19 protein-coding genes are annotated in these 22,809 nt (G+C 72.5%); 5 read left to right on the top strand and 14 right to left on the bottom strand.

Features of this window, described 5'->3' with window-relative positions; all coding sequences use genetic code 11:
* Positions 1–43 precede the first annotated feature (43 nt).
* From PV343_RS09200 to dnaK, 13 genes are all read right to left on the bottom strand, one after another.
* Positions 44–1,627 carry an NAD(P)/FAD-dependent oxidoreductase gene (locus PV343_RS09200; RefSeq protein WP_319146323.1) on the bottom strand — a complete coding sequence of 528 codons (1,584 nt, stop codon included), beginning with the start codon at positions 1,625–1,627 and terminating at the stop codon, positions 44–46.
* Between the two features lie 94 nt (positions 1,628–1,721).
* Complete coding sequence (locus PV343_RS09195) at positions 1,722–2,003, bottom strand: hypothetical protein (protein WP_319146322.1); 282 nt, start codon at positions 2,001–2,003, stop codon at positions 1,722–1,724.
* Between the two features lie 9 nt (positions 2,004–2,012).
* Entirely contained in the window at positions 2,013–3,350 is a 1,338-nt protein-coding gene (locus tag PV343_RS09190) for a S8 family serine peptidase (protein WP_319146321.1), read from the bottom strand.
* 280 nt (positions 3,351–3,630) lie between these two features.
* A complete protein-coding gene (locus PV343_RS09185; RefSeq protein WP_319146320.1) occupies positions 3,631–5,850 on the bottom strand; it encodes a serine/threonine-protein kinase in 2,220 nt (739 codons plus the stop codon).
* A 121-nt stretch (positions 5,851–5,971) separates the two neighbouring features.
* Positions 5,972–6,820: an oxygenase MpaB family protein gene (locus tag PV343_RS09180; protein WP_319146319.1), complete on the bottom strand. Its 849-nt coding sequence runs from the start codon at positions 6,818–6,820 to the stop codon at positions 5,972–5,974.
* Positions 6,821–7,029: 209 nt separating this feature from the next.
* Positions 7,030–8,844, bottom strand: a complete 1,815-nt coding sequence (locus PV343_RS09175; RefSeq protein WP_319146318.1) for an FAD-dependent oxidoreductase — start codon at positions 8,842–8,844, stop codon at positions 7,030–7,032.
* Complete coding sequence (locus tag PV343_RS09170; protein WP_319146317.1) at positions 8,844–9,107, bottom strand: UBP-type zinc finger domain-containing protein; 264 nt, start codon at positions 9,105–9,107, stop codon at positions 8,844–8,846. The genes PV343_RS09175 and PV343_RS09170 overlap by 1 nt, the downstream gene beginning before the upstream one ends.
* Positions 9,108–9,112: 5 nt before the next feature.
* The gene (gene trxA, locus PV343_RS09165; protein WP_319146316.1) at positions 9,113–9,559 is read right to left on the bottom strand and encodes a thioredoxin; all 447 of its coding nucleotides are present in this window, start codon (positions 9,557–9,559) and stop codon (positions 9,113–9,115) included.
* The gene (clpB, locus tag PV343_RS09160; RefSeq protein WP_319146315.1) at positions 9,556–12,195 is read right to left on the bottom strand and encodes an ATP-dependent chaperone ClpB; all 2,640 of its coding nucleotides are present in this window, start codon (positions 12,193–12,195) and stop codon (positions 9,556–9,558) included. Before clpB ends, trxA begins: the two co-directional genes overlap by 4 nt.
* Positions 12,186–12,593: a chaperone modulator CbpM gene (locus PV343_RS09155; protein ID WP_319146314.1), complete on the bottom strand. Its 408-nt coding sequence runs from the start codon at positions 12,591–12,593 to the stop codon at positions 12,186–12,188. The genes clpB and PV343_RS09155 overlap by 10 nt, the downstream gene beginning before the upstream one ends.
* Entirely contained in the window at positions 12,590–13,543 is a 954-nt protein-coding gene (locus PV343_RS09150; protein ID WP_319146313.1) for a J domain-containing protein, read from the bottom strand. Before PV343_RS09150 ends, PV343_RS09155 begins: the two co-directional genes overlap by 4 nt.
* 6 nt (positions 13,544–13,549) lie before the next feature.
* Positions 13,550–14,158 (bottom strand): nucleotide exchange factor GrpE, encoded by a 609-nt coding sequence (locus PV343_RS09145; protein WP_319146312.1) that lies wholly within the window; start codon positions 14,156–14,158, stop codon positions 13,550–13,552.
* Between the two features lie 8 nt (positions 14,159–14,166).
* Positions 14,167–16,077, bottom strand: a complete 1,911-nt coding sequence (gene dnaK, locus PV343_RS09140; RefSeq protein ID WP_319146311.1) for a molecular chaperone DnaK — start codon at positions 16,075–16,077, stop codon at positions 14,167–14,169.
* A gap of 286 nt (positions 16,078–16,363) precedes the next feature.
* Here dnaK and PV343_RS09135 point away from each other — a divergent pair, with 286 nt between their 5' ends.
* Positions 16,364–18,145, top strand: coding sequence for a helix-turn-helix domain-containing protein (locus PV343_RS09135; RefSeq protein WP_319146310.1), 1,782 nt, complete (start codon positions 16,364–16,366; stop codon positions 18,143–18,145).
* A 30-nt stretch (positions 18,146–18,175) separates the two neighbouring features.
* Here the strand turns inward: PV343_RS09135 and PV343_RS09130 are convergent, their stop codons facing one another.
* Positions 18,176–19,066: a LysR family transcriptional regulator gene (locus PV343_RS09130; protein WP_319146309.1), complete on the bottom strand. Its 891-nt coding sequence runs from the start codon at positions 19,064–19,066 to the stop codon at positions 18,176–18,178.
* A gap of 266 nt (positions 19,067–19,332) precedes the next feature.
* Between PV343_RS09130 and PV343_RS09125 the strand changes: the two genes are divergently transcribed.
* The 4 genes from PV343_RS09125 to PV343_RS09110 all read left to right on the top strand — a co-directional run bounded on the left by PV343_RS09125 (position 19,333) and on the right by PV343_RS09110 (position 22,765).
* Positions 19,333–20,520 (top strand): MFS transporter, encoded by a 1,188-nt coding sequence (locus PV343_RS09125; protein WP_319146308.1) that lies wholly within the window; start codon positions 19,333–19,335, stop codon positions 20,518–20,520.
* A 102-nt stretch (positions 20,521–20,622) separates the two neighbouring features.
* Positions 20,623–21,468, top strand: a complete 846-nt coding sequence (locus PV343_RS09120; RefSeq protein ID WP_319146307.1) for an aldo/keto reductase — start codon at positions 20,623–20,625, stop codon at positions 21,466–21,468.
* A gap of 190 nt (positions 21,469–21,658) precedes the next feature.
* Positions 21,659–22,006 (top strand): DUF1931 family protein, encoded by a 348-nt coding sequence (locus PV343_RS09115; protein ID WP_319146306.1) that lies wholly within the window; start codon positions 21,659–21,661, stop codon positions 22,004–22,006.
* Positions 22,007–22,198: 192 nt separating this feature from the next.
* Positions 22,199–22,765 (top strand): type 1 glutamine amidotransferase domain-containing protein, encoded by a 567-nt coding sequence (locus PV343_RS09110; RefSeq protein WP_319146305.1) that lies wholly within the window; start codon positions 22,199–22,201, stop codon positions 22,763–22,765.
* Positions 22,766–22,809 lie beyond the last annotated feature (44 nt).

The raw sequence follows: 22,809 nt of genomic DNA, 5'->3' as shown, positions 1-22,809 counted from the left end.
GCCGCAGTCCCCCGTACGACGGAAGACTTTTTCTGATGCTCCGTCAGATAACTTGCGGAGCGGTCGCCTGGTCCGCCAGCACCGCCATCGCCGCGTTGTGTCCCGGAACTCCGCTCACCCCTCCCCCGCGCACCGCGCCCGCGCCGCACAGGAGCACGTTGGCGTGGCGGGTCTCCACGCCCCAGCGTCCGGTGCCCTCCTGGGCGTACGGCCAGGACAGGGCGCGGTGGAAGATGTTGCCGCCGGGCAGGCGCAGGTCGCGTTCCAGGTCGAGCGGGGTCTTCGCCTCGATGCAGGGGCGGCCGTCGGCGTCCGTGGCCAGGCAGTCGGCGAGGGGTTCGGCGAGGTGGGCGTCGAGCTGGGCGAGGGTGGTCTTCAGCAGTTCCTCGCGCACCGCGTCGTTGTCGTGGGCGAACAGCCGGGCGGGGGTGTGCAGGCCGAACAGGGTCAGCGTCTGGTAGCCGCGCCCGGCGAGGTCGGGGCCGAGGATGCTGGGGTCGGTCAGCGAGTGGCAGTAGATCTCCGAGGGCGGCGCGCCGGGCAGCTCTCCGGCGGCGGCCTGGGCGTGGGCGGTGGCGAGCTGGTGATAGCCCTCGGCGATGTGGAAGGTGCCCGCGAAGGCCTCACGCGGGTCGACGTCGGGGTCGCGGAGCCTGGGCAGCCGCGTGAGCAGCATGTTCACCTTGAGCTGGGCGCCCTCGGCGGGCTCGGGGGCCGGGTCCCCCGTCAGCACGGCCAGTTCGCGTGGGGAGGCGTTCACCAGGACGTGCCGGGCGGCCGCGACGCCCTCCCCGTCGGCGCTGCGGTAGCGGACCTCGGCGGTGCGCCCGTCGGTGTCGATGCCCAGCGCCTCGTGTCCGGTGGCGATCACCGCGCCGGCCGAGCGCGCGGCGGCCGCCAGCGCGTCGGTCAGGGCGCCCATGCCGCCGACGGGCACGTCCCAGGCGCCGGTGCCGCCGCCGATGACGTGGTAGAGGAAGCAGCGGTTCTGGGCGAGGGAGGCGTCGTGGGCGTCGGCGAAGGTGCCGATCAGCGCGTCGGTGAGGACCACGCCCCGCACCAGGTCGTCGGTGAAGTTCTCCTCGACGGCGACGCCGATGGGCTCCTCGAACAGTGCCCGCCAGGCGGCCTCGTCGTCGACGCGGCGGCGCAGCTCGTCCCGGGTGGGCAGCGGTTCGGTGAGGGTGGGGAAGACGCGCTGGGCGACCTCGTGGGTCATGCCGTAGAAGCGCTGCCAGGCCGTGTACTCGCGCTCGCCGCCGGTCAGCCGGGCGAAGGCCGCCCGGGTACGCGGCTCGCCGCCGCCGACGAGCAGTCCGGTGGGCCGTCCGCCGCGCTCGACGGGGGTGTACGAGGAGATGGTGCGGCCGCGGAGGCCGACCTCGATCCCGAGGTCGCGCAGGATCTTCCGGGGCAGCAGGCTGACCAGGTAGGAGTAGCGCGACAGCCGGGCGTCCACCCCCGCGAACGGCCGGGTGGACACGGCGGCGCCGCCGGTGTGGTCCAGCCGTTCCAGCACCAGCACACTGCGGCCGGCCCGGGCCAGGTAGGCGGCGGCGACCAGACCGTTGTGGCCGCCGCCGACGATGACGGCGTCGTAGCTGCGGGTTCCCTCGTCGGCAGGCATGCCTCTTCGTAGCACGAGACGATCAAGCGGGGCCATAGGTACGCGGCGCCGGGGGCCGGACCGGCGGTGGCCGGACCGGCCCCCGGCGTGCCGCTCAGCGTGCGTCCTCGCCGGTCCCGGGTGCGGGTCGCGGCGGGCCGTAGGGCTCGATGCGCGGGTTCGCGTACGGGCCGGACGCGCCGGGGCCGCCGGTGAGGCGGGCCGCCGCGTCCTCGCTGACGAGCAGGGCGTACAGGCCCTTGGCCGGGTCCACGGAGACGAGTCCGTACTCCTCGTCGACCTGGTCGGGGGTCAGTCCGTACCGGCGCAGGGCGTCCTCCAGCGTCGCCCCGGCGGGCAGGGTCACCGTGACGAGGACGGCGGGGCCCTGGGTCATGGCTTCTCCTCAGTGACGACGGCCGTTCTTCCGGCGCCTGCGCACCGCCTCGACGATGCCTGCCGCGTCCACCATGCCGTACCCGAACTTGAAGTCGAAGCCGGCCATTCCGAGGTCGTCCGCCGTACGGCGCAGCAGCGTGCGCAGGTCGGCCGGAGGCAGCTCGGTGGCGGAGAGCTGGGAGCGCACCGCGGCGACCACACCGGCGGCGACGGGGCAGGCCGCTGAGGTCCCGGTGTCCGGCTCGTCCGGGCCGAACGCCTGCGATCCGGCGAAGTGGGTGAACGTGCAGACGTCCGGCTTGCGCCGGCTGAGCCGCCCGGGCCCCTCGGAGGAGTAGCCCACCCGGGCGCCGCGGGTGTCGACGCCTCCGACGGACAGCGCGCGCGGGTGCGAGTTGGCTCCGTTGAGGGGCCGGTCGGGAAAGGCGCAGCGGGCGTCGGGGCACTCCCGGCCGCAGTTGCCGGCCGCGAAGAGGATGTCCGCGCCCGCCTGCTCCAGAGCGCTGACGGCCAGGTTGAAGGGGTGCGCGGGGTTGTCCGAGTAGTTGCCGGGGTGGCCGGGCGGGAAGTCCGAGGCGGGGCTGAAGGACCCCCAGCTGTTGCTGACCACCAGCGAACGCCCGTCCCCCGGCATCGCGTCCAGGACACCGCGCAGGTGGGCGAAGGCCGCGACGGCGTCGGAGAGCAGGGCGAGCAGCGGCTTCGGCCGCAGGACGGGGATGTCCAGGAGCGTGGCGCGGGGCGCGGTGATCCTGGTGTCGAAGGCGCACATGGAGCCGTGGTCCACCGGGAACTGCCCGAAGTTCCCGGTGACCCCGGCGGGCTTCCAGCTGCGGGCCGCGTCGACGGTGACGTCCTGGCCGAGGATCCGGGACACGTGGGCGACGTTGATGCCGGTGTCGAGGATGGCGAGGGCGACTCCGTCGCCGTCCATGCCCTCCGACCCCAGGTGGTCGGTCAGCTTGGCCTGTACGTCGTGCCAGTCGCCCACCGGGCCGTCGCCCCCGCAGGTCGGCAGGGCCTCGATGGCCGGGTCGGAGGAGATGCCCACGATGTCCGGACGGGCCAGGGCCAGCATCGCGTAGCGGCTGGCCACGTCGTAGTCCTGGATCTCGCCCCGTACGAGGACACTGGCGTGCTCGGGTGCCATGGAGAACCTGGCGGTCTCCAGGGACAGCGGGTCCGCGCCGGGTGCCGCGGGCTGGGGCCTGGGCACCGCCACCGGCTCGAAGCCCGGGTCCAGTGCGATTCCCGGGATCGGGCCGGCGACGTCGGCGGCGGTGGTGGTGACGCCCGGATCGATGACGGCCGCGACGACGTCGGGCCCGGGGCGCATTTGGATCATGACACGCACGTTCGACTCCTGTCTCTGGGTGTGTCTCTGGGTGTGTCTCTGGGCGGGGGACGCGCGGCGCCGACGCGCGAAACGGCGGGGGCGCCGCTGTCCGTGGGGGGTGGGACTCACTTGTGGCCGAGTGGCCGGTCACCGGGGTTCGCTCCACCGGGAAACTGGCGCCACGATCTCAGGCCGCGCCCCTGCCGAGGCACCGCCAATCAGGCGAAATACCGTTGGCACATGCCAAAGGCAGCCCGAGCGGGCGTCCGAGCCGCCGTACCGGTGACGGTCAGCGGCCTCCGGAGACCCGCTGCCGGCTCAGCACCGCGACCCTGCGGTACAGCTCCACCGCCTCCGCGCCGCGGCCCAGTTGCTCCAGGCAGTGGGCCTCGTCATGGCGGCTGGCGAGGGTGTCGGGGTGGTCCGGGCCGAGGACGCGCTCGCGGGCCGCGGCGACCCTGCCGTACTCGGTGAGGGCGGCCGTCCAGCGGCCGAGCCAGCCCAGGGCGACGGCGATCTCGCGGCGGCTGACCAGGGTGTCGGGATGCTCGGGGCCGAGGACGCGCTCGCGCTGCGCGCACACGTCGCGGGCCTCCGCCAGGGCCTCCTCCCAGCGCCCGAGCCGGCCGAGGTTGACGCCGAGGCCGTGCCGGGCGCGCAGGGTGTCGGGGTGGGCGGCGCCCTGGACCCTGCTCCGGTCCTCCACGAGGTCGCGGTAGACGCGCAGGGCGTCCGCGCTGCGGCCGAGCCGGCCGAGGCTGATCCCGGCCTCGTAGCGGGCGGCGAGGGTGTCGGGGTGGTCGGGGCCGAGGGTACGGGCGCGCGCCTCGGCCACCTCCCGGTAGGTGCGCAGCGCCTCCTCCCAGCGGCCCGCCTGCCCCAGCGTGTAGGCCACCTCGTACCGGGTCACCAGGGTGTCGGGGTGGTCGGGGCCGAGCACCCGGGCCCGCGCGGCGGCCACGTCGAGCGCCATGCGGTGCGCGTCCTCCAGGCGGCCGAGCCGGCTGAGGTTGAGGGCGAGGTTGTGCCGGCAGCGCAGGGTGTCGGCGTGGTCGGGCCCCATGACCCGCAGCCGGGCTGCCAGCACCGCGGTGTAGGTCTGGTGGGCCTCGAAGTGGCGGCCCAGCCGGCCCAGGACGTAGGCGGTCTCCTGGCGGGCGGCCAGGGTGTCGGGATGGTCGGGGCCGAGGACGCGTTCCCGGGCCTCCGCGACGCCAGTGTAGGCGCGCAGCGCGGCGGCGGCCCGGCCGGTGCGGCTGAGGGTGAAGGCGGCCTCGTAGCGGCTGGCGAGGGTGTCGGGGTGGTCGGGGCCGAGCAGGGCCGCCCGTTCGGCGGCGACGGCCAGGTGGATCTCGCGCGCCCCGGCCCAGTGGCCGCGCCGGGCGAGGGCGAGCCCCTCGTGGTGCCGGGCGGCGAGGGCGGCGACGGCGTCCGGAGACGGCCGGATCAGGACCGCCGGCCCGGCACCGGTGGCGGCCGGGAGGGTCCAGGCACCGGTGAGGGCCGCGCCGGGGTCGGCGGGGGCGGGGCGCAGTCCGGCGCCGACCGCCTTGTGGCCGGTGGTCATGCCCCGGGTCCAGGACGGCAGGGGGGTCTCGCGCCCGGCCGCCCCGCCGGCCGGCGGCCAGGACGTCAGGACCGTCGGCACGTACCCGGCCGCCGCGCGGCGCGCCGCCAGCCGGCCCCCCAGTTCCTCGGCGTCGTGGGGCCGGTCCTCGGGGCGCTTGGCCAGCAGGTCGAGGACGATCCTTTCGAAGGGCGCGGGCAGTTCGGGGCGCCGGACGCGCGGCGGTCTCGGCGGGGTGTCGCGGTGGCCGACGAGGATCGCCCAGGCGTCGTCCAGGTCGAACGGGGGCGTCCCGGTGGCGATCTCGTAGAGCACGCAGCCCAGCGAGTACAGGTCGCTGCGCTGGTCGACCTCGGTGCCGGCGATCTGTTCCGGTGACATGTAGTGCGGGGTGCCCATCGCGACGCCGGTGCCGGTCAGCCGGGCGGTGAAGCCGATGTCGTGCCCGAGGCGGGCGATGCCGAAGTCGCAGATCTTCACGGTGCCGTCGGCCAGCCGGACGATGTTGGCGGGTTTCAGGTCGCGGTGGACCACGCCCTGCCGGTGGGTGTAAGCGAGGGCGGCCGCCACCTGCTCCGCGATGTCGATCACCTCGTCCACCGGAAGCGGGTGCCCCTCGGCGTCCTCCAGGAGCCGGCTGAGGTCGCGACCGTCCAGGAGTTCCATGACGAGGTGGAGGACGCCGTCGTCCTCGCCGAAGTCGTGGACGACGGTCACCCCGCGGTGGGAGAGCGCCGCGGCCACTCTGGCCTCCCGGCGGAACCGCTCGCGCACCACCCGGTTGAGGGACGCGTCGTGCTGCGGGCCGAGCGGCTTGAGGCACTTCACCGCGACCTGCCGCCCCAGCGACTCGTCCCGGGCACGCCACACCTCGCCCATGCCACCCCGCCCGATCAGGTCGAGCAGCCGGTAACGGCCCTGGATCAGCCTGTTCTCCCCCATCGCGCGCCGTCGCCCCCGTCGCCGTCCGCCCCGCCCCTCAGGGACAGCGCCACGGTCCCCCGGGCCGCGCGCGACGCGACCCGTTCCGTGACACACCCCCCAGCCCGTCCAGTATGGCGGGCTATCGCCCCACTTTGTATGGTGCGGGCCGGGCTCCGGGGCCGAGCCTCGCCATGGCGCGCAGGACGTGTTTGGGCGGCAGTTGCCAGCGCAGACGTGCGGGAACGCACCGCAGCAGGGCGCCCGTGGCCCGGAGCCGGCGGGTGACGGTGGCGGCCGCGGGGGCCGGTCTGCCGTACAGCTCGTGGGCGTACGGGGGCAGGGAGGCGTACGCCAGATGCGCCACGCGCCGCCACAGCACCTCGCGCGCGGGGAGCAGGAGGGGGTGCGTCGGCGGGCGGAGGAGGAAGTCGTCCACTTCGCGTGCCTCGGGTCCCGCGGCCAGTGCGGGCCGCGCCTTCTCGAAGTACCGGGCCAGCTCGGCCCGGTCGGCCGGAACGGCGTCCGGGTCGAGGCCCACCAGGCGGGCGCTGACGCGGTGTTCGGCGATGTAGCGGTCGGCGTCCGCGTCGCCGAGCGGGAAGCCGGAGCGGCGCACGACGTGGAGGTAGGAGTCGATCTCCGCGCAGTGCACCCAGAGCAGCAGCGCCGGCTCGTCGACGCCGTAGCGCTCGCCGGTCGCGGGGTCGGTCGCGCTGAGCAGCCGGTGGATCCTGCGCACCCGGGCGCCCGCCCGCTCGGCGGCCGCGGTGGTGCCGTACGTCGTGGTGCCGACGAAGTCGGCGGTACGCATCAGCCGGCCCCAGGCGTCACGGCGGAAGTCGGAGTTCTGCAGCACGCCACGGACGGCCCGCGGGTGCAGGGCCTGCAGATACAGCGCACGGATCCCGGCGACCCACATCATCGGGTCACCGTGCATCTGCCAGGTCACCGAGGAGGGCCCGAACAGCCCGGGATCACCATCGGCCATGCGCTCACCTCCGCCCAGCGCCCACGATGCCACGGGCGCCGGGCGGAGCGGTAGCAGGGGTCAGGGGCGACGGAAGGGGACGCGAAGGCCGTGATCGGGATGCGTGCGGCTCAGCACGGGAGCCGGGCACGGTGCCCGATCCGGCGGCGCGGCCGTGGTGACGGAACGCGAAGGGCGCCACCGCCGTGGCGCAGGACGGGCGCCATTCGTCATGCGAGCCATGCGGACTCCTTGTGACGTATGTTTGGGGAGACGTCCGAGTGGCCCGCGACAGCTGACGTGCCCGCAGTGCCGGGTACGGCCGAGTGCCCCAGGTGCCGGTGCACGAAGTGGATGGCCATCGCGCCCTCACCGGCCGCCGAGGCCACCCGCTTCACCGAGCCGCTGCGGACGTCCCCCACCGCGAAGACCCCGGGCAGGCTGGCCTCCAGGGTCATGCACGAGCGCCCACGGCCGTGCCACACCTCGGGGTGGGCGCAGGCTTCCTGGGCCTCCGGCCCGGTGAGGACGAAGCCGCGGGAGTCGAGGGCGATGGTGCCGGCGAGCCACTCGGTGAGAGGGTCGGCTCCGGTGAAGACGAACAGGCTCCGTACCGCGAGCCGACGGTGCCCGCCCGTGCGGTTGTCGACCACGTCGAGCTCCTCCAGCACTTCCTCGCCGATGACCTCGGTGACCTCGGTGTGCAGCATGACCTCCACCCGTGGATGGCGCTCGACCTGGTCGACCAGGTAGCGGGACATGTTGGCCTCAAGGCCGGCTCCTCGGACCAGCAGGTGCACCTTCGGCGCGTACCCGGCGAGGAACAGCACCGCCTGCCCCGCCGAGTTGCCTCCGCCGACGACGGCCACCGCCTCGGTGCGGCACTGCTGGGCCTCGTAGACGGTCGCCGAGTAGTGCACGCTCGTGCCCTCCAGGCGTTCGATGCCGGGCACCTGGAGCCGGCGGTAGCGGGCACCCATGGCCAGGACGACGGCGCGGGCGGCGATCTCGCTGCCGTCGGCGAACGCCACCACGTAGTGGTCCTCGTCCTTGGGATGGAGACCGGTCGCCTCCAGCGGAAGGCTGATCCTGGCGCCGAACTTGTCGGCCTGAAGCACGGCGCGTTCGGTGAGTTCGGCGCCGGAGATGCCGGAGGGGAAGCCGAGCAGATTCTCGATGCGGGACGACGTGCCGGCCTGGCCGCCGGTGGCCATCGCCTCCACCACCGTGGTGCTCAGGCCCTCGGAGGCGGCGTACACCGCCGCAGCGAGGCCGGCGGGTCCGGAGCCTACGATGAGGACGTCGCCGTGACGGTTTGCGGCGGGCAGCGACGGCAGGCCGATGAGCCGCGCCAGTTCCGCGTTGCTGGGGTTGCGTAGCAGGGTGGTGTCCCGCCAGATGACGAGTGGTGTCTCCTCCGGGCCGACGCCGAAGCGGCGCAGCAGCTCCTCCGCCTCCTCGTCGGTCTCCAGGTCGATCCACCGGTGCGGCAGCCGGTTGCGGACGGCGAACTCGCGCAGCCGTCTGGTGTCGGGCGAGTAGCGCGAGCCGATGATGCGGAAGCCGGCGCCCTGTCCGACGAGCAGCGCGCGACGGCACAGACAGGCGCGCAGCACGATGTCCCCGATGGCGGGGTCCCGGGACACCAGGCGGCGCAACTGGTCCAAGGAGACGACGAGGACCTCGCCCGGCTCCCTGGCGACGGCGGTGTAGAAGGACACCTGTCCGTGCAGCAGCCCGAGTTCGCCGATGAAGCGACCGGGGCCGTGCACGCGCAGCACGTGCTCCTCCGGAGTGCCGTAGTCCTCGACGACGGCGACGGTACCGCTGAGGACGACGAAGAACGTCTCGCAGCGCTCCCCCTCCCGGATCAGCACGTCGTTCGGAGCCATGCTCCGGCGTTGCCCGTGCTCCGCCAGACGTGCTGTCTGGTCCTCCGTAAGGCGCGGATACGCTCCGTAGATGTCCGGGGTCTCCCAAGGGGCGGCCTCTTCCGCTTCCTTCGGCACCGGTTCCTCGCCCGGCAGCGACTGGTCGCCGGACATCAGACGAACGCCTCGTGCACGTAGCACCAGCGCCATTCCTCGCCGGGCTGGAACGACTGCACGATCGGATGGGCGTCGGCAGCCGCGTGCCCGCGCGCGTGCTTGTTCGGCGAGGAGTCACAGCAGCCGACGTGCCCGCAGGTCAGGCAGAGCCTCAGGTGGACCCACGGGGAGCCGAGCATCAGACACTCCTGGCACCCTTCCGGCGTCAGCGGCTGGACCGGCCGGACCAGCGCGAGGTGGGGGTCTGCGTGCAGGGTCATCCGGATCACCCTTTCCGGGCGGTGATCGACTGTTCCACCCACTGGCGCAGAGCGGGTGCGGGCGCCGCCCCCGCCTGCCGGGCGACCGTCGCGCCCTGGTCGAGGATCAGCAGTGTCGGTACGGCCTGGACCTCGAAACGCTGCGACAGTCGCGGGTTCTTGTCGACGTCGACCTTGACGAGTTTGATCCGGCCGGCGAGATCGGTGGCGACCTTCTCCAGTGCGGGGCTGACCATGCGGCAGGGGCCGCACCAGGTGGCCCACAGGTCGACCACGACGGGGACGTCGGCCCGCTCGGCGACCTCGGTGAAGTCGTCGTCGCCCGCGTCCACCATCCACGGTAGGGGCTGCTTGCAGTGGCCGCACTTGGGGCGGCCCTCCGCGGCCACGGGCACCCGGTTGGTGCGCCCGCAGGTCGGACATCTGACGGTCGTCGCCTGGATCGTGCTCATGCCGCCTGCGCTCCCTTCAGGTCCTCGGGCTGGTCGTAGGTGACCACCAGTTCCCCCGCCTCGGCGTCGACGCGGACCGTCGCGCCGTCCTGGACGTCACCGCGCAGCAGGGCGCGCCCGACCAACGTCTCGACCTCGTGGGAGATGTAGCGGCGCAGCGGCCGGGCCCCGTACACCGGGTCGTAGCCCTGGTGGGCGATCAACTCTCGAGCCCCTTCGGTGAGTTCCACGGTGATGCGGCGTTCGGCGAGTCGGCGGCGCAGCTCGTCGAACTGCAGCTCCACGATCCGCTCGATCTGCTGCTCGCCGAGCGGTCTGAACAGCACGATGTCGTCGACGCGGTTGAGGAACTCCGGGCGGAAGTGCCCGCGCAGCTCGCCCATCACCAGGGCGCGGGCGTCGGGCTTGATCTCGCCGTCGGCGGTGGCGCCGTCGAGGAGGTGCTCGGAGCCGATGTTGGACGTCATGATGATCACGGTGTTGCGGAAGTCGACGGTGCGGCCCTGGGAGTCGGTGATGCGGCCGTCGTCGAGGATCTGCAGCAGGGTGTTGAAGACATCGGTGTGCGCCTTCTCGATCTCGTCGAACAGCACGACCGAGTACGGCTTGCGGCGTACGGCCTCGGTGAGCTGGCCGCCTTCCTCGTAGCCGACGTATCCGGGTGGTGCGCCCATGAGCCGGCTGACGGTGTGCCGCTCCTGGTACTCACTCATGTCGAGGCGGACCATGTTCTCCTCGGAGTCGAACAGGGCCGCCGCGAGGGTCTTGGCCAGCTCGGTCTTCCCGACGCCGGTGGGGCCGAGGAAGATGAACGAGCCGATGGGGCGGCGCGGGTCGCGGATGCCGGAGCGGGCGCGGATGATGGCGTCGGCGACGAGTTTGACGGCCTCGTCCTGGCCGATGACGCGCTCGCGCAGGATCTCGTCGAGGCGCAGCAGTTTCTCGCGTTCGCCCTCCTGGAGACGGGCGACGGGGACGCCGGTCCAGGCGGCGACGATCTCGGCGATCTCCTCCTCGGTGACGACCTCGCGCAGCAGCCGGTTCTGCCCCTGTTTGGCGGCCAGTTGCTCCTCCTCGGCCTTCAGCCGGCGCTCCAGGTCCTGGAGGCGGCCGTAGCGGAGTTCGGCGGCGCGGTTGAGGTCGTAGGCGCGTTCGGCCTCCTCCGCCTCGTGGCGGACCTGCTCGAGTTCCTGCCGCAGTTCCTGCACGCGGCGGATGGCCTGCCGTTCGGCCTCCCACTGGGCGCGTTTGGCGTCGGCCTCGCCGCGCAGGTCGGCCAGTTCCCTGCGCAGCTCCTCCAGACGGGCTTTGCTGGCGGGGTCGGTCTCCTTGGACAGGGCCGCCTCCTCGATCTCCAGGCGGGTGACACGGCGGGTGATCTCGTCGAGTTCGGCGGGCATCGAGTCGATCTCGGTACGCAGCCGGGCGCACGCCTCGTCGACGAGGTCGATGGCCTTGTCGGGCAGGAACCGGTCGGTGATGTAGCGGTGGCTGAGGGTGGCCGCGGAGACCAGCGCGGTGTCCTGGATCTTCACGCCGTGGAAGACCTCCAGGCGTTCGCGCAGTCCGCGCAGGATGGAGATGGTGTCCTCCACGCTCGGCTCGTCGACCAGGACCTGCTGGAAGCGGCGTTCGAGGGCGGCGTCCTTCTCGATGTGCTTGCGGTACTCGTCGAGGGTGGTGGCGCCGATCATGTGGAGTTCGCCGCGGGCGAGCATCGGCTTGAGCATGTTGCCCGCGTCCATGGCCCCTTCGGCGGCGCCCGCTCCTACGACGGTGTGGAGTTCGTCGACGAAGAGCAGGATGCGGCCCTGGGCGGCCTTCACCTCGGACAGCACGGCCTTGAGGCGTTCCTCGAACTCGCCGCGGTACTTGGCGCCCGCGACCAGGGAGCCCATGTCGAGAGCGAACACCGTCTTGTCGCGCAGGCCCTCGGGGACGTCGCCGCGAACGATGCGCTGGGCCAGGCCCTCGACGATGGCGGTCTTGCCGACGCCGGGATCGCCGATGAGGACGGGGTTGTTCTTGGTCTTGCGGCTGAGGATCTGGGTGACGCGGCGGATCTCCGCGTCACGGCCGATGACCGGGTCCAGCCGCCCGGACCGAGCCTCGAGGACCAGGTCGCGGCCGTACTTCTCCAGCGCCTCGTAGGCCACTTCAGGGTTGGCGGAGGTGACCCGCTGGTTGCCGCGGACCTGGGTGAGCGCGCTCAGGAACGAATCCCGGGTCACGCCGTGCTCCTTGAACAGGCGTCCGGCGGCGGTCGCCGACCCCTCCTCGGCCAAGGCGAGCAGGAGGTGCTCCACGGACACGTACTCGTCCTTGAGGCGTTTGGCCTCCCGCTCGGCGGCATCGAGCAGGCGGGACAGGCGCTGAGTGACGAAGACCTGACCGGGTGCCGCGCCGGGGCCGGTGACCTTCGGGCGGCGGGAGAGTTCCTCCCGCACGGCTGCGCGCAGTTCCTTCGGTTCGGTACCGGCCTGTTGCAGCAACCGCGGGATCAGACCGTCCTCCTGATCGAGAAGTGCGAGCAGCAGGTGTTCCCCGTCGACCTCGGTGTGCCCCATGCCGACGGCCGCGGTCTGGGCCTCCTGGAGGGCTTCCTGGGACTTCTGGGTGAGACGGTTCATGTCCATGGGGGTGTTTCACTCCTCGTGCCGCGGCCGCGCAGGGCGGCTTCGAGCAGGCTGATGCGGTCGAGCAGGTCGAGCACCAGGCCGATGGATGCGTAGTTGAGGCAGAGCCCGGTGCGCAGCCGCTGGATGCGGGCAAGGACCGCCGGAGCCGTGGGGTCGAACACCAGGCGCCCTGCGCCGTCGCGTTCGGCGTCGACCAGGCCGAGGGCGACGAACCGGCGGATCAGATCGGGGTGGAGGCCCGAGCGACGGGCCACGGCGTCGAGGGAGAGCATGGGGGCGGGCACGAGCGCGTATCGGACGGCCGTCGAGGCGGTGATGTCGGCGCCCGTTCGTACCGGACGGCCACCCACCCCGGCCTGGCCGAAGCCTCCCGTTCCCGCGGGTCGGTCGTTCATCGCGTCCTCCTGGGGTCGAACGAGGAAGTGGCGGCGAGCTCCTCGAACAGTTCGCGCTCCCGGTCGCCGAGGGTGGGCGGCACCATGATGCGGAGTTCGGCGTACAGGTCGCCGTTCGCCCCGCGTGGGTTCGGCATGCCCTCGCCACGCAGCCGCAGCCGCCGGCCGCTGGACGAGCCCGCGGGCACCGTGACCTTGGCCGTGCCGCCGCCCGGCGTGGGCACCGGCACGGTCGCGCCCAGGGCCGCCTCCCACGGGGCGACCGGAACCTGGACGTGCACGTCACGGCCGTCCAGCCGGAACCGGGGGTGGGGCTGGATACGCACCCGCAGGTACAGGTCGCCCGCGGCGGCGTCACCACTGCCCCGGCCGCCCTCGCCCGCCAGCCGGATGCGCTGCCCGTCGGTGACGCCCGGCGGCACGTCGACCTCGTACCGCCGCGGCTGCCCGGTGGGGCCGGCCAGTGTGACGGTGCGACGGCCGCCTCGGTACGCCTCCTCGACAGTGAGCGGCAGTTCGGCCTCCTGGTCCGCTCCCGGGACGCCGCCTCGGGCGGCGCCGGCTCCGAACATGGAGCCGAACAGGTCCTCGATGTCGATGCCCTCCGCGCCGAAGTCGTCACCGAAGCCAGTGGTGTACCGGACGCGAGGACCGCCCCCGCCCGCGGTCCTCCGGCCGCGGAAGCCGCCGCCCGCTGCGGCCGCGACCCGTTCGTCGAAGTCCTCGGGGATCTTGCGGAAGTCCTCGCCGAAGCGGTCGTAGCGGGCCCGGGTCTTGGGATCGGACAGGACGCTGTGTGCTTCGTTGAGGTCCTTGAAACGCTCCTCCGCACCGGGGTCCTTGTTGACGTCGGGGTGCAACCTGCGGGCGAGTTTGCGATACGCCTGTTGGATCTCGTCCTGGCTCGCGCTCCGCGACACGCCCAACACCTCGTAGTAGTCCCGTGCCATGACCGGTCACTCCCGCTTCGCGACCGTCACGGCGGCGGGCCTGAGTTGCCGTTCGCCGTCCCCGTAGCCGGGGCGCAGCACCTCGACGACCGTGCCCGGTGGCGCGTCGGGGTCCTGGACGACACCGACCACCTCGTGCCGGGCCGGGTCGAAGGCGACGCCGGTCTCCGCATGCCGCGGGTAGCCGAGCAGTTCGACGACGTTCACCGCCTGGTCGCGTACGGCCCGGACGCCCTCCACGATCGCGCCCGGATCGGCGCCGGCGTGGGTCAGGGCGAGTTCGAGGTTGTCGAGGACGGGCAGGAAGGCGGCCGCCGTGCGGGACCGCTCGGCCGCCCGTTCGCGCTCCAGCTCCCTGGCGTGACGCTTGCGAAGGTTGTCGAGGTCGGCGAGCGCGCGCCGCCAGCGGTCCTCCAGTTCCTGGATCGCGGTCGTGTACTCGTCCTCGGCAAGCGCGGGGCCGGCGGCATCGGGCCCCGGTTCGCCGTTCGCCGCTTCGGGCCGGGGCGGGCCCGGCTGGGGCAGATCCCCGCGAGGAGCGGGTCCGGCGCCTTCCGGGACCCGTGCGCCCGGATCCGACGCGGCCCGGTCGGGTTCCTGGGGGTGGGTGGGCATGGCGCGCCTCAGCCCTTGTCGAACTCGGCGTCGATGACATCATCGTCACCGCCACCGCCGCTCGGGCCGTCACCGGTCGCGCCGCCCCCGGTGGTGTCCTGGCCGGGACCGCCGGTGGCGGCCGCGCCCTGATGAGCCGCCAGCCCGGCGAGCACCTGCTGGAGTTCGGAGGTCAGGGGCCGCACGCGCTCCACTCCCGCCTCCTCCTTGACCGCCGCCCGGGCGTCGGACACGAGCATCTCGGCGCGTGCCTTCTCGTGCGCGGGCGCTGCGTCGCCCAGTTCGGCGAGGCGCTTCTCGACCTGGTACGCGACGGCGTCGAGTTCGTTGCGTGCGTCGACGGCCTCGCGGAGTGCCTGGTCCTGGCCCTGGTTGCGCTCGGCCTCCTGGACCATGCGTTCGACCTCGCTCCGGTCGAGGTTGGAGCTCTCGCTGATGGTGATGCCCTGTTCCTTGCCGGTGTCCTTGTCGCGCGCGCTGACGTTGAGGATGCCGTTGGCGTCGACGTCGAAGGTGACATCGACCTGTGGTTCGCCCCGCGGCGCCGGCCGGATGTCGGTGAGCTGGAACCGGCCGAGCACCCGGTTGTCGGCGGCCCGCTCTCGCTCGCCCTGGAGGACCACCACGTCGACGGCCGGCTGGTTGTCCTCGGCGGTGGAGAAGGTCTCGCTGCGGCGCACCGGGATGGTGGTGTTCCGCTCGACGATCTTCGTCATCACTCCGCCGCGCGTCTCCACGCCCAGCGACAAGGGTGTCACGTCGAGCAGCAGGACGTCCTTGACCTCGCCCTTGAGCACCCCGGCCTGGATCGCGGCGCCCAGCGCCACGACCTCGTCGGGGTTGACGCTCATGTTGGGGTCCTTGCCGCCGGTCAGCCGGCGCACCAGCGCCTGGACGGCGGGGATGCGGGTGGAGCCGCCGACGAGGATGACCTCGTCGATGTCGCTCTCGCCGACCTTGGCGTCGGCCATCGCCTGCTGCACCGGTCCCAGGCAACGCTCCACCAGGTCGCCGGTGATCTGCTCGAAGGTGGACCGCATGATCGAGTCGGTGAGATGCTTGGGGCCCGAGGCGTCGGCGGTGATGAACGGCAGACTGACCTGCGTCTGCGTCACAGAACTGAGCTCGGTCTTGGCCTTCTCCGCCGCCTCGAACAGTCGTTGCAGCGCCTGCGGGTCCTTGCGCAGGTCGATGCCGTTCTCCTTCTGGAAGTCATCCGCGAGGTAGTCCACCAGCCGCCGGTCGAAGTCGTCGCCGCCCAGGTGGCTGTCACCGGCGGTGGAGCGCACCTCCACCACGCCGTCGCCGACGTCGAGGATGCTCACGTCGAAGGTGCCGCCGCCCAGGTCGAAGACGAGGACGGTCTCGTGCTCCTTCTTGTCCATGCCGTACGCGAGGGCGGCCGCCGTCGGCTCGTTGATGATCCGCAGCACCTCCAGTCCCGCGATCCGTCCGGCGTCCTTGGTGGCGGTGCGCTGCGCGTCGTTGAAGTAGGCGGGCACCGTGATGACCGCCTCCGTGACCCGCTCCCCCAGCTGCTTGGACGCGTCGTCGGCGAGTTTGCGCAGCACCTGCGCGCTGATCTCCTCAGGCGCGTACAGCTTGTCGCGCACCTTGAAGCGGGCCGCCCCGCCGTCGCCCTCGACGACGTCGTACGCCACAGCCCTGGCCTCGTCGGAGATCTCGTCGAAGTGCCGGCCGATGAACCGCTTCGCCGAGTAGATGGTGCCCTTGGGGTTGAGGATCGCCTGGCGCCGGGCCAGCTGGCCCACCAGACGTTCCCCGGTGTCGGTGAAGGCCACCACGGACGGTGTCGTGCGGTTGCCCTCGCTGTTGGGCACGACGGACGGCTCGCCGCCCTCCCACACGGCGATCACCGAGTTGGTGGTGCCCAGGTCGATGCCCACTGCCTTGGCCATGAGGAACTCCTCCCGGTGCGGCGCCTGCGTCGACTCTCCGGATCACGTTCGTGCAGACAGGGGTGGGACCTCCGCCGGTGCGCACGGAGGGTCTCGAGCTCGAGCACTCCCCAGGGTGACGAACCGGGTGGCTCCACGCCTGCGCCTGGCGAGTCAGGAATGCACGGGTCCGGTCGCCCCACGAGTACGAGAGAAAGAATCCGAACATCTCAGATAAGCGGGCCAGGAGCGGGTACACGAGGTACCGCTCGCCTCCCCGAGGGCTTGGGGAGAACGGAGTGATCCCATGGCCGGCAGTCGGGCGCACCACCTGTACCACCGCGGCTCCGACCGGGAGGGCAGCCTTCCGCGGGGCAGCGCCGGGCGGCGCCGCACGGCTGCGCTCAGAAGGTCCCGCCCGCCCGCTCGCACCCCGGGGCGCCATGCCCTCCGCGGCCTGCCGGCGCTCTCCCGCGCCCTGTTCGACATTCCGGACGAAGGCGAGATCCTGCGCCTGGCCATGGACCACGTAGCCGCCGCGGGTCCATATCGCGCCGAGGCCGGATACCTCACGGTGGACGGCGACCTGGTCCCCAGCCCGAGGAACAGGCAGACGCACGCCTCGGCCGTGGGCCGAAGGCTGCGGGAGCTGGCCGGGCAGGACGGCCCCGTGACCGTACCCGGAACGCCCTGGGGCCGGGCCCTGGGGTTGCGCGGGCTCGAGAGACTCCACGGCTACCTCGTGGTGACGTCCCGCTCCCGGCCCACCGCGGCCGAGCGATCCCAGCTCGCCACGCTCGTCCGGCACACCGCCGCCGCGCTGTCGGTCGCCTTCGCACACCGTCGCCAACGCGAGGACGCGCTGGAGCTGCACCGGCTGAGGGAGGAACGCACAGCCCTCCAGCGGCAGCTGATCTCCGTCATGGCGGAGCTGGGGTACCAGCGGGCCGTGCACGCGCTCATGGCCGACGTCGCCGCCTCGGGCGGCGGCGAGGAAGCCATCACCCGCGCACTGCACCGGCTCACTGGACTTCCCGCGCTGGTCGAGGACCGCTTCGGTCGGCTGAGGTCCTGGACCGGCCCCAGCCGTCCCGACCCCTATCCGGAACCGGATCCCGTGCGCCAGGAGGAGATGCTGCACACCGTCGCCCGGGAGGTCGGCCCGGTGCGGATAAAGGACCGGCTGATCAGTCTGGTCCGCCCGCACGGTGAGACCCTGGGCGTGCTGGCCCTGGTCGATGCCCGGGGCGAGGCCGACGAGCACACCGTGCTCGCGCTGGCGCACGCCGCCACCTCGCTCGCCCTGGAGCTGGTGCACCTGCGTAATCTGGCCGAAGTCGAGCTCAGGCTGCACCGCGAGCTGGTCGACGACCTCCTGGCAGGGACGGGCGCTGCGAGCGCCTACGCCCGGTCCGAGGCGGTCGGACACGATCTGCACCGCAGCCACTACGTCGTCGTGGTGCAGTGGTCGAACCGGAGCGCCGACGATTCCTTCGCGCAGACCGTGGGGCGGGTGGCCTCTGCGGTGGGCATGCGCTCGATGCTGACCCGACGCTCCGACCACGTGGTCCTGATCGCCGACGACCGGCCGCACGCTCGCGCGCTGTACGAGGCGCTCGCCCGGGAGACCGGAACACGGTCCGGGACGATCGGGGTGAGCGCCCCTTCCTACTCCCTGGACGACATCCCCCACCGCTATCGGGAGGCGCAGCGCGCCCTGGACGTGCGCCGCCACTCCCGCGAGCGCTACGGCACGACGTTCTTCGACGAGCTCGGCCTCTACCGCATCCTGGGACCCGGCAACGATTACCGGGAACTGGAGACGTTCGTCCACGAGTGGCTCGGGCAGCTCATCGACTACGACTCGCGGCACCACGCGGCCATGGTGGAGACCCTGTCCCGGTACTTCGACAGCGGCGGCAACTACGACGAGACCGCCGACTCCCTCGCGATCCACCGCAGCACGCTGCGCTATCGGCTCCAGCGCATCCGCGAGATCAGCGGCCACGACCTCGCGAACGTCGAGGACCGGCTGAACCTCCAGGTGGCGACCCGAGTGTGGAAGATCGTGCTGGGCGGACCGGGCTGACGCCTCACTGCAGCGCAGGGGGGCCGGACGTCACAGGGCGATGACGTGGAGGCCGACCAGGTCGAGCAGCGCCCCCAGGGCCGAGCTGGGCCGCCGGGTCGACGACGTGCCGAGATGCATGCTCCAGCGGAGCGTGGTGCCGTCGACGTCCAGGACGTGCAGGCCGGGGGTGCGGGCAACGGCGAACGCCGGCAGGAAGGCGATGCCCAGACCGTGCCGGACCAGTGCCGCCCCCATGTCGATGTCGGGCACTTCCAGTGCCACCCGGCGCACGACGCCCGCCGCCGCGAACGCCCGGTCGACCACCTCGCGGTTGCCGTAGCCCGGCGGGAAGTCCACGAAGGGCTCCCCCGCGAGGTCCGCGAGTGCCACCTTCCCCCGCTGCGCGAGCGGATGGGCGGCGCTCACCACGAGGACGAGCGGCACGGTGGCCAGCTCCCGTGCGTCGATCCCGGCGGGCTTGTGCTCGGGCAGCGACAGGAAGGCCACGTCCAGGTCCCCGCTCAGCAGCGCGTGCGCCAGTCCCGCCGATCCGGTCGTCGCCAGCCGCAGCCGGACGTCGATCGCCGGATGCCGCGCGTGGAGCTGCCCGAGGAGCGCAGGCAGGTCCACCACCTCGACCGAGGCCATGGCGCCCACGTTCACCGTGCCGCGCAGCGTGCCCTGTGCGGCGCGTGCGGCGTCCTGGGCCGCCTGGGCGGCGTGCAGGGTCGCCCGAGCCTCCGGCAGCAGCGCCGCGCCCGCCCCGGTGAGCCGGACCTGCTGCGACGTGCGCTCGAACAGCGCGCAGCCGAGCTCGCGCTCCAGGGAGCGGATCGCGGCGGACACCCCCGACTGCACCACGTGCAGCCGACGGGCGGCACGCGTGAAACTCAGCTCCTCGGCGACCGCGACGAAGTGCTCCAGCTGACGTAGCTCCACCCGAGAAGTATCACTCGCATTGCTCGACCCCAGCAAAAACATTCGTTGGCGCTGATCCTCGCTGGTGAGGAAGATGGCAAGAGCCATCCGCTTCCGCCCGAGGAGGGGTACCCCTGCCTGCCGTACCGACGCCGCTGAGCCGTCCCACAGCCGACGCTGCCGGCGACCCGACCCACCGGATCCCAGCACCCGCTCCCGCCGCTCTGCCGCCCCGCGCCCCCGCCCGGCGCCGTACCTCACACGCGACCGGCTTCTGGTTCGTGGCGGTGGCCTTCACCGTGCTGATGGCCTTCGGCACCGCGCCGACTCCGCTGTGGCCGCTGTACGAGGCCCGGGACCACTTCGGCGCGACCACGGTCACGGTGGCGTACGCCTCGATGGTCGTGGGCGCAGCGGCCGCCTTCCTCGGACTGGGCCATCTGTCGGACCGGCTCGGCCGGCGGCGCATCATCGTCCCCGCGCTGCTGGTCGGCATCGTCGCGTCGGTCGTACTGATCGTGTGGCGGGACCTGCCGGGGCTGATCGCGGGCAGGATCCTGAACGGTGTCGGACTGGGGCTGATGGCCTCGACCGCGACGACGTACCTGCACGACCTGCACCACGAGGTCCGTCCGGAACGGACGGGTTCGGTGCTGCCCGGCATCGTGGCCACCGCCGCCAACCTCGGCGGCCTGGCTTCAGGGCCCCTGGTCGCCGGAGCCGCCGCCGAGTGGCTTCCCGCGCCCCTGATCACCACCCAGGCGATCTTCACGCTCGCCATGGCAGTGTGCCTGGCGCTGGTGCTGTGCACCCCGGAGACCGTGGACCTGGAGTTGCCCGCGGCTCGACCGCCCACCAGGTTCGTCCTGCGCCCCGGCGGCCGGCGGGCGTTCGGCGCGGCCGGCGCGCTGGGCGCCTCCGCCTTCGCGATCCTCGGCCTGATCTCCTCCCTCGGGGCGAGCGTGCTCCACGGCACCCTGCACACCGACTCGCACCTCGTGGTCGGCCTGGCGGCCTTCCTCATGTTCGGCTCCGCGGCGGCCGCCCAACTGGTGCTGGGCCGCCTCCCACTGCCCCGGCTCCTGACCGTGGGAGCAGTGGCCTTCCCGGTCGGCCTGGTCCTGTGCGCCGTCGCCCTCTACCACCCGGCGCTCTGGCTCTACCTGGTCGCCGTGTCCCTGTCGGGAGCCGGCTCCGGGCTGCTGTTCAAGGGAGGCGTCGAACGTGCCGTTTCAGTGGCCGAGCCCGCCTCACGCGCGGGGGTCCTCGCCGTGTTCTTCGTCGTCGCGTACTTGGGAATGGGCCTGCCCTCCGTCCTGTTCAGCATCGCCCTGCGGCACTTCGCCGTGCAGACCGCGATGATCGGATTCGCGGCGGTCCTCTCCTGCGGCGCCGTTGTGTCGGTCGCCGTCGCGTTGCGCGACCGCGCACCCGGTCCCGGCGAACTCTCGGCGCAGTCCGCTCGCCCCTACTGACCTCCCTGCGGCGCATGCGACACCGGTTGTCTGGGAGGCGCGGCCCCGGGCACTCGGTGCGGGTACGCGTGACACGGATCCGCGGCGGACGGGAGGCCCGAGATGTCTGCGGAGTCGGCCAGAACGATCGCGCTCCCCTCCGGCGAGGAGATCGCGGCGCTCGGACAGGGCACCTGGTACCTGGGCGAGGACCCGGCCCGGCGTGAACAGGAGATAACCGCGCTGCGGCTGGGCGTGGACCTGGGCATGACCGTAGTCGACACGGCGGAGATGTACGGCGACGGCGCGGCCGAGGAGCTCGTCGGGGAGGCCCTGCGGGGACGCCGGGAGGAGATCTTCCTCGTCAGCAAGGTGCTGCCCGGCCACGCCGACCGGAAGGGCACCGTCGCCGCCTGCGAGGGCAGCCTGCGGCGGCTCCGTGCGGAACGGCTGGACCTCTACCTGCTGCACTGGCGGGGACGGTGGCCACTCGAGGAGACCCTTGCGGGATTCACCGACCTGATGGAGGCCGAGAAGATCCGTTACTGGGGCGTGAGCAATCTGGACGTAGCCGACATGGCCGAGCTGACCGCCCTCCCCGGCGGCGACGCCGTGGCCGTCGACCAGGTGTTGTACAACTTGACCCGGCGCGGCACCGAGTGGGATCTGCAACCCTGGTGTCGCGAGGCCGGGGTGAAGGTCATGGCCTACTCCCCGATCGAGCAGGGGCGGCTCCTGAAGGTCGAGGCGCTGGGTGCCGTGGCCCGGGCCCTCGGAGCCACGCCGACCCAGGTGGCACTCGCCTGGGTGCTGGCACAGGGGGTGGCCGCGATCCCGCGTTCCGGATCACCCCACCACGTTCGGGAGAACCGCGGCGCGGTGGACCTCCACCTTCCCACCGAGGCGCTCGACGCTCTCGACGAGGCGTTCCCGCCGCCCAGCGGGCCCACGCCCCTGGAAATGCTCTGACGGAAGGCCGCACGGCTGGCCGAGGGATGTCTGGGCGCTTCGTGCTGCTCTGCCAGGGGAAGAGGGAGCGCCCTTTTTCGGCCTGGGGTGCGGAGGCGCTCGGCAGGGGGCTCTGCGAATCTCGTCCGGGTAGCAGCCGATGGCGGCGCGGGCGGGAGCGGACGAAGCCGTCCGTTCCCGGTGAGGAGGCGTGACCGTGATGGGTGTGTCGAAGTTCGCGAGGTTCTTCCGCGCCGCCGCAAGCCTCGACGTCGACAAGAACGACCTGAAGCGGTACGGCGACTTCGTCGGCGCCAAGCTCTACGACCTCCTGGTCGTCGGCCGGGCGTCGGCCAAGGCCAGTGGCAGGGACAGCGTCGAACCGTGGGATCTACCGATCACCAAGGGCCTCCAGGAGAGCGTCCACCGCTATCCCGAGATCATCGGCGGTCTCAGCGTCGCCCTCGCCGGGACGCTCAAAATCATGTATCGGGACGTCAAGAACCCGCGGACCAGCCGCTGGGAGGGCGTGACCGCGGTGTTCGACCGGCTGCTGTAGCAGTCGCGCCCCGGTGCATGTCGCCGGACTGAACTGGCATGCCGGACGGGGGGCGGAAGGTGGAGACCGGGAACCTTCACCGAGGCCCAGTCACTTCGACGCCTGCGACGAAGGCTGGACGAAGCTCAGGCTCTGCCGGGTGTCCCTACCACTCGCGTCGTACAACCAGCGACTCGTGAAGGAAGCCACACCATGACACAGGAACTCCGGGAGATACGGGTGTGCATTCTGGCCACCGACGGCGTCGAGCGCGTGGAACTCGACCAGCCGCGCGGTGCGTTGCAGGGCGCAGGGGCGAAGACCGAGATCGTCTCGCTCCACCCCGGCGAGATCCAGGCCCGCCAGTTCGACCTCAACGCGGCCGGAACCTTCCCCGTGGACCGCCTGGTCGCCGACGCCTCCGTCGACGACTACCACGCCCTGCTCCTACCCGGCGGCACCATGAACCCTGACCAGCTGCGCATGGACCGCGACGCGGTGCAGTTCGTCAAGGACTTCATGGCCAGCGGGAAACCGGTCGCATCGATCTGCCACGGCCCGTGGACCCTGGTGGAAGCCGACGCCGTGCGCGGCCGCCGCCTGACGTCCTGGCCCAGCATCCGTACCGACCTGCGCAACGCCGGCGCGGAGGTGGTCACCGACCAGGAGGTGGTCGTCGACGGGCAGCTGGTCACCAGCCGCGGTCCGTCCGACCTGCCCGCCTTCTGCGCCGCCGTCGTGGAGCAGTTCGCCCGGGCGCACCACCCCATGCCCGGCTGACCCGGCGCGCGCCCCTGCGCGCCGAACCCGACCACCGGTGCTCA

The organism is Streptomyces sp. WI03-4A (assembly GCF_033792105.1).
GTDB lineage: Bacteria > Actinomycetota > Actinomycetes > Streptomycetales > Streptomycetaceae > Streptomyces > Streptomyces collinus_A.
Note: the sequence above shows the minus strand (reverse complement) of the source record. Positions and strands in the feature narration are given on the sequence as shown.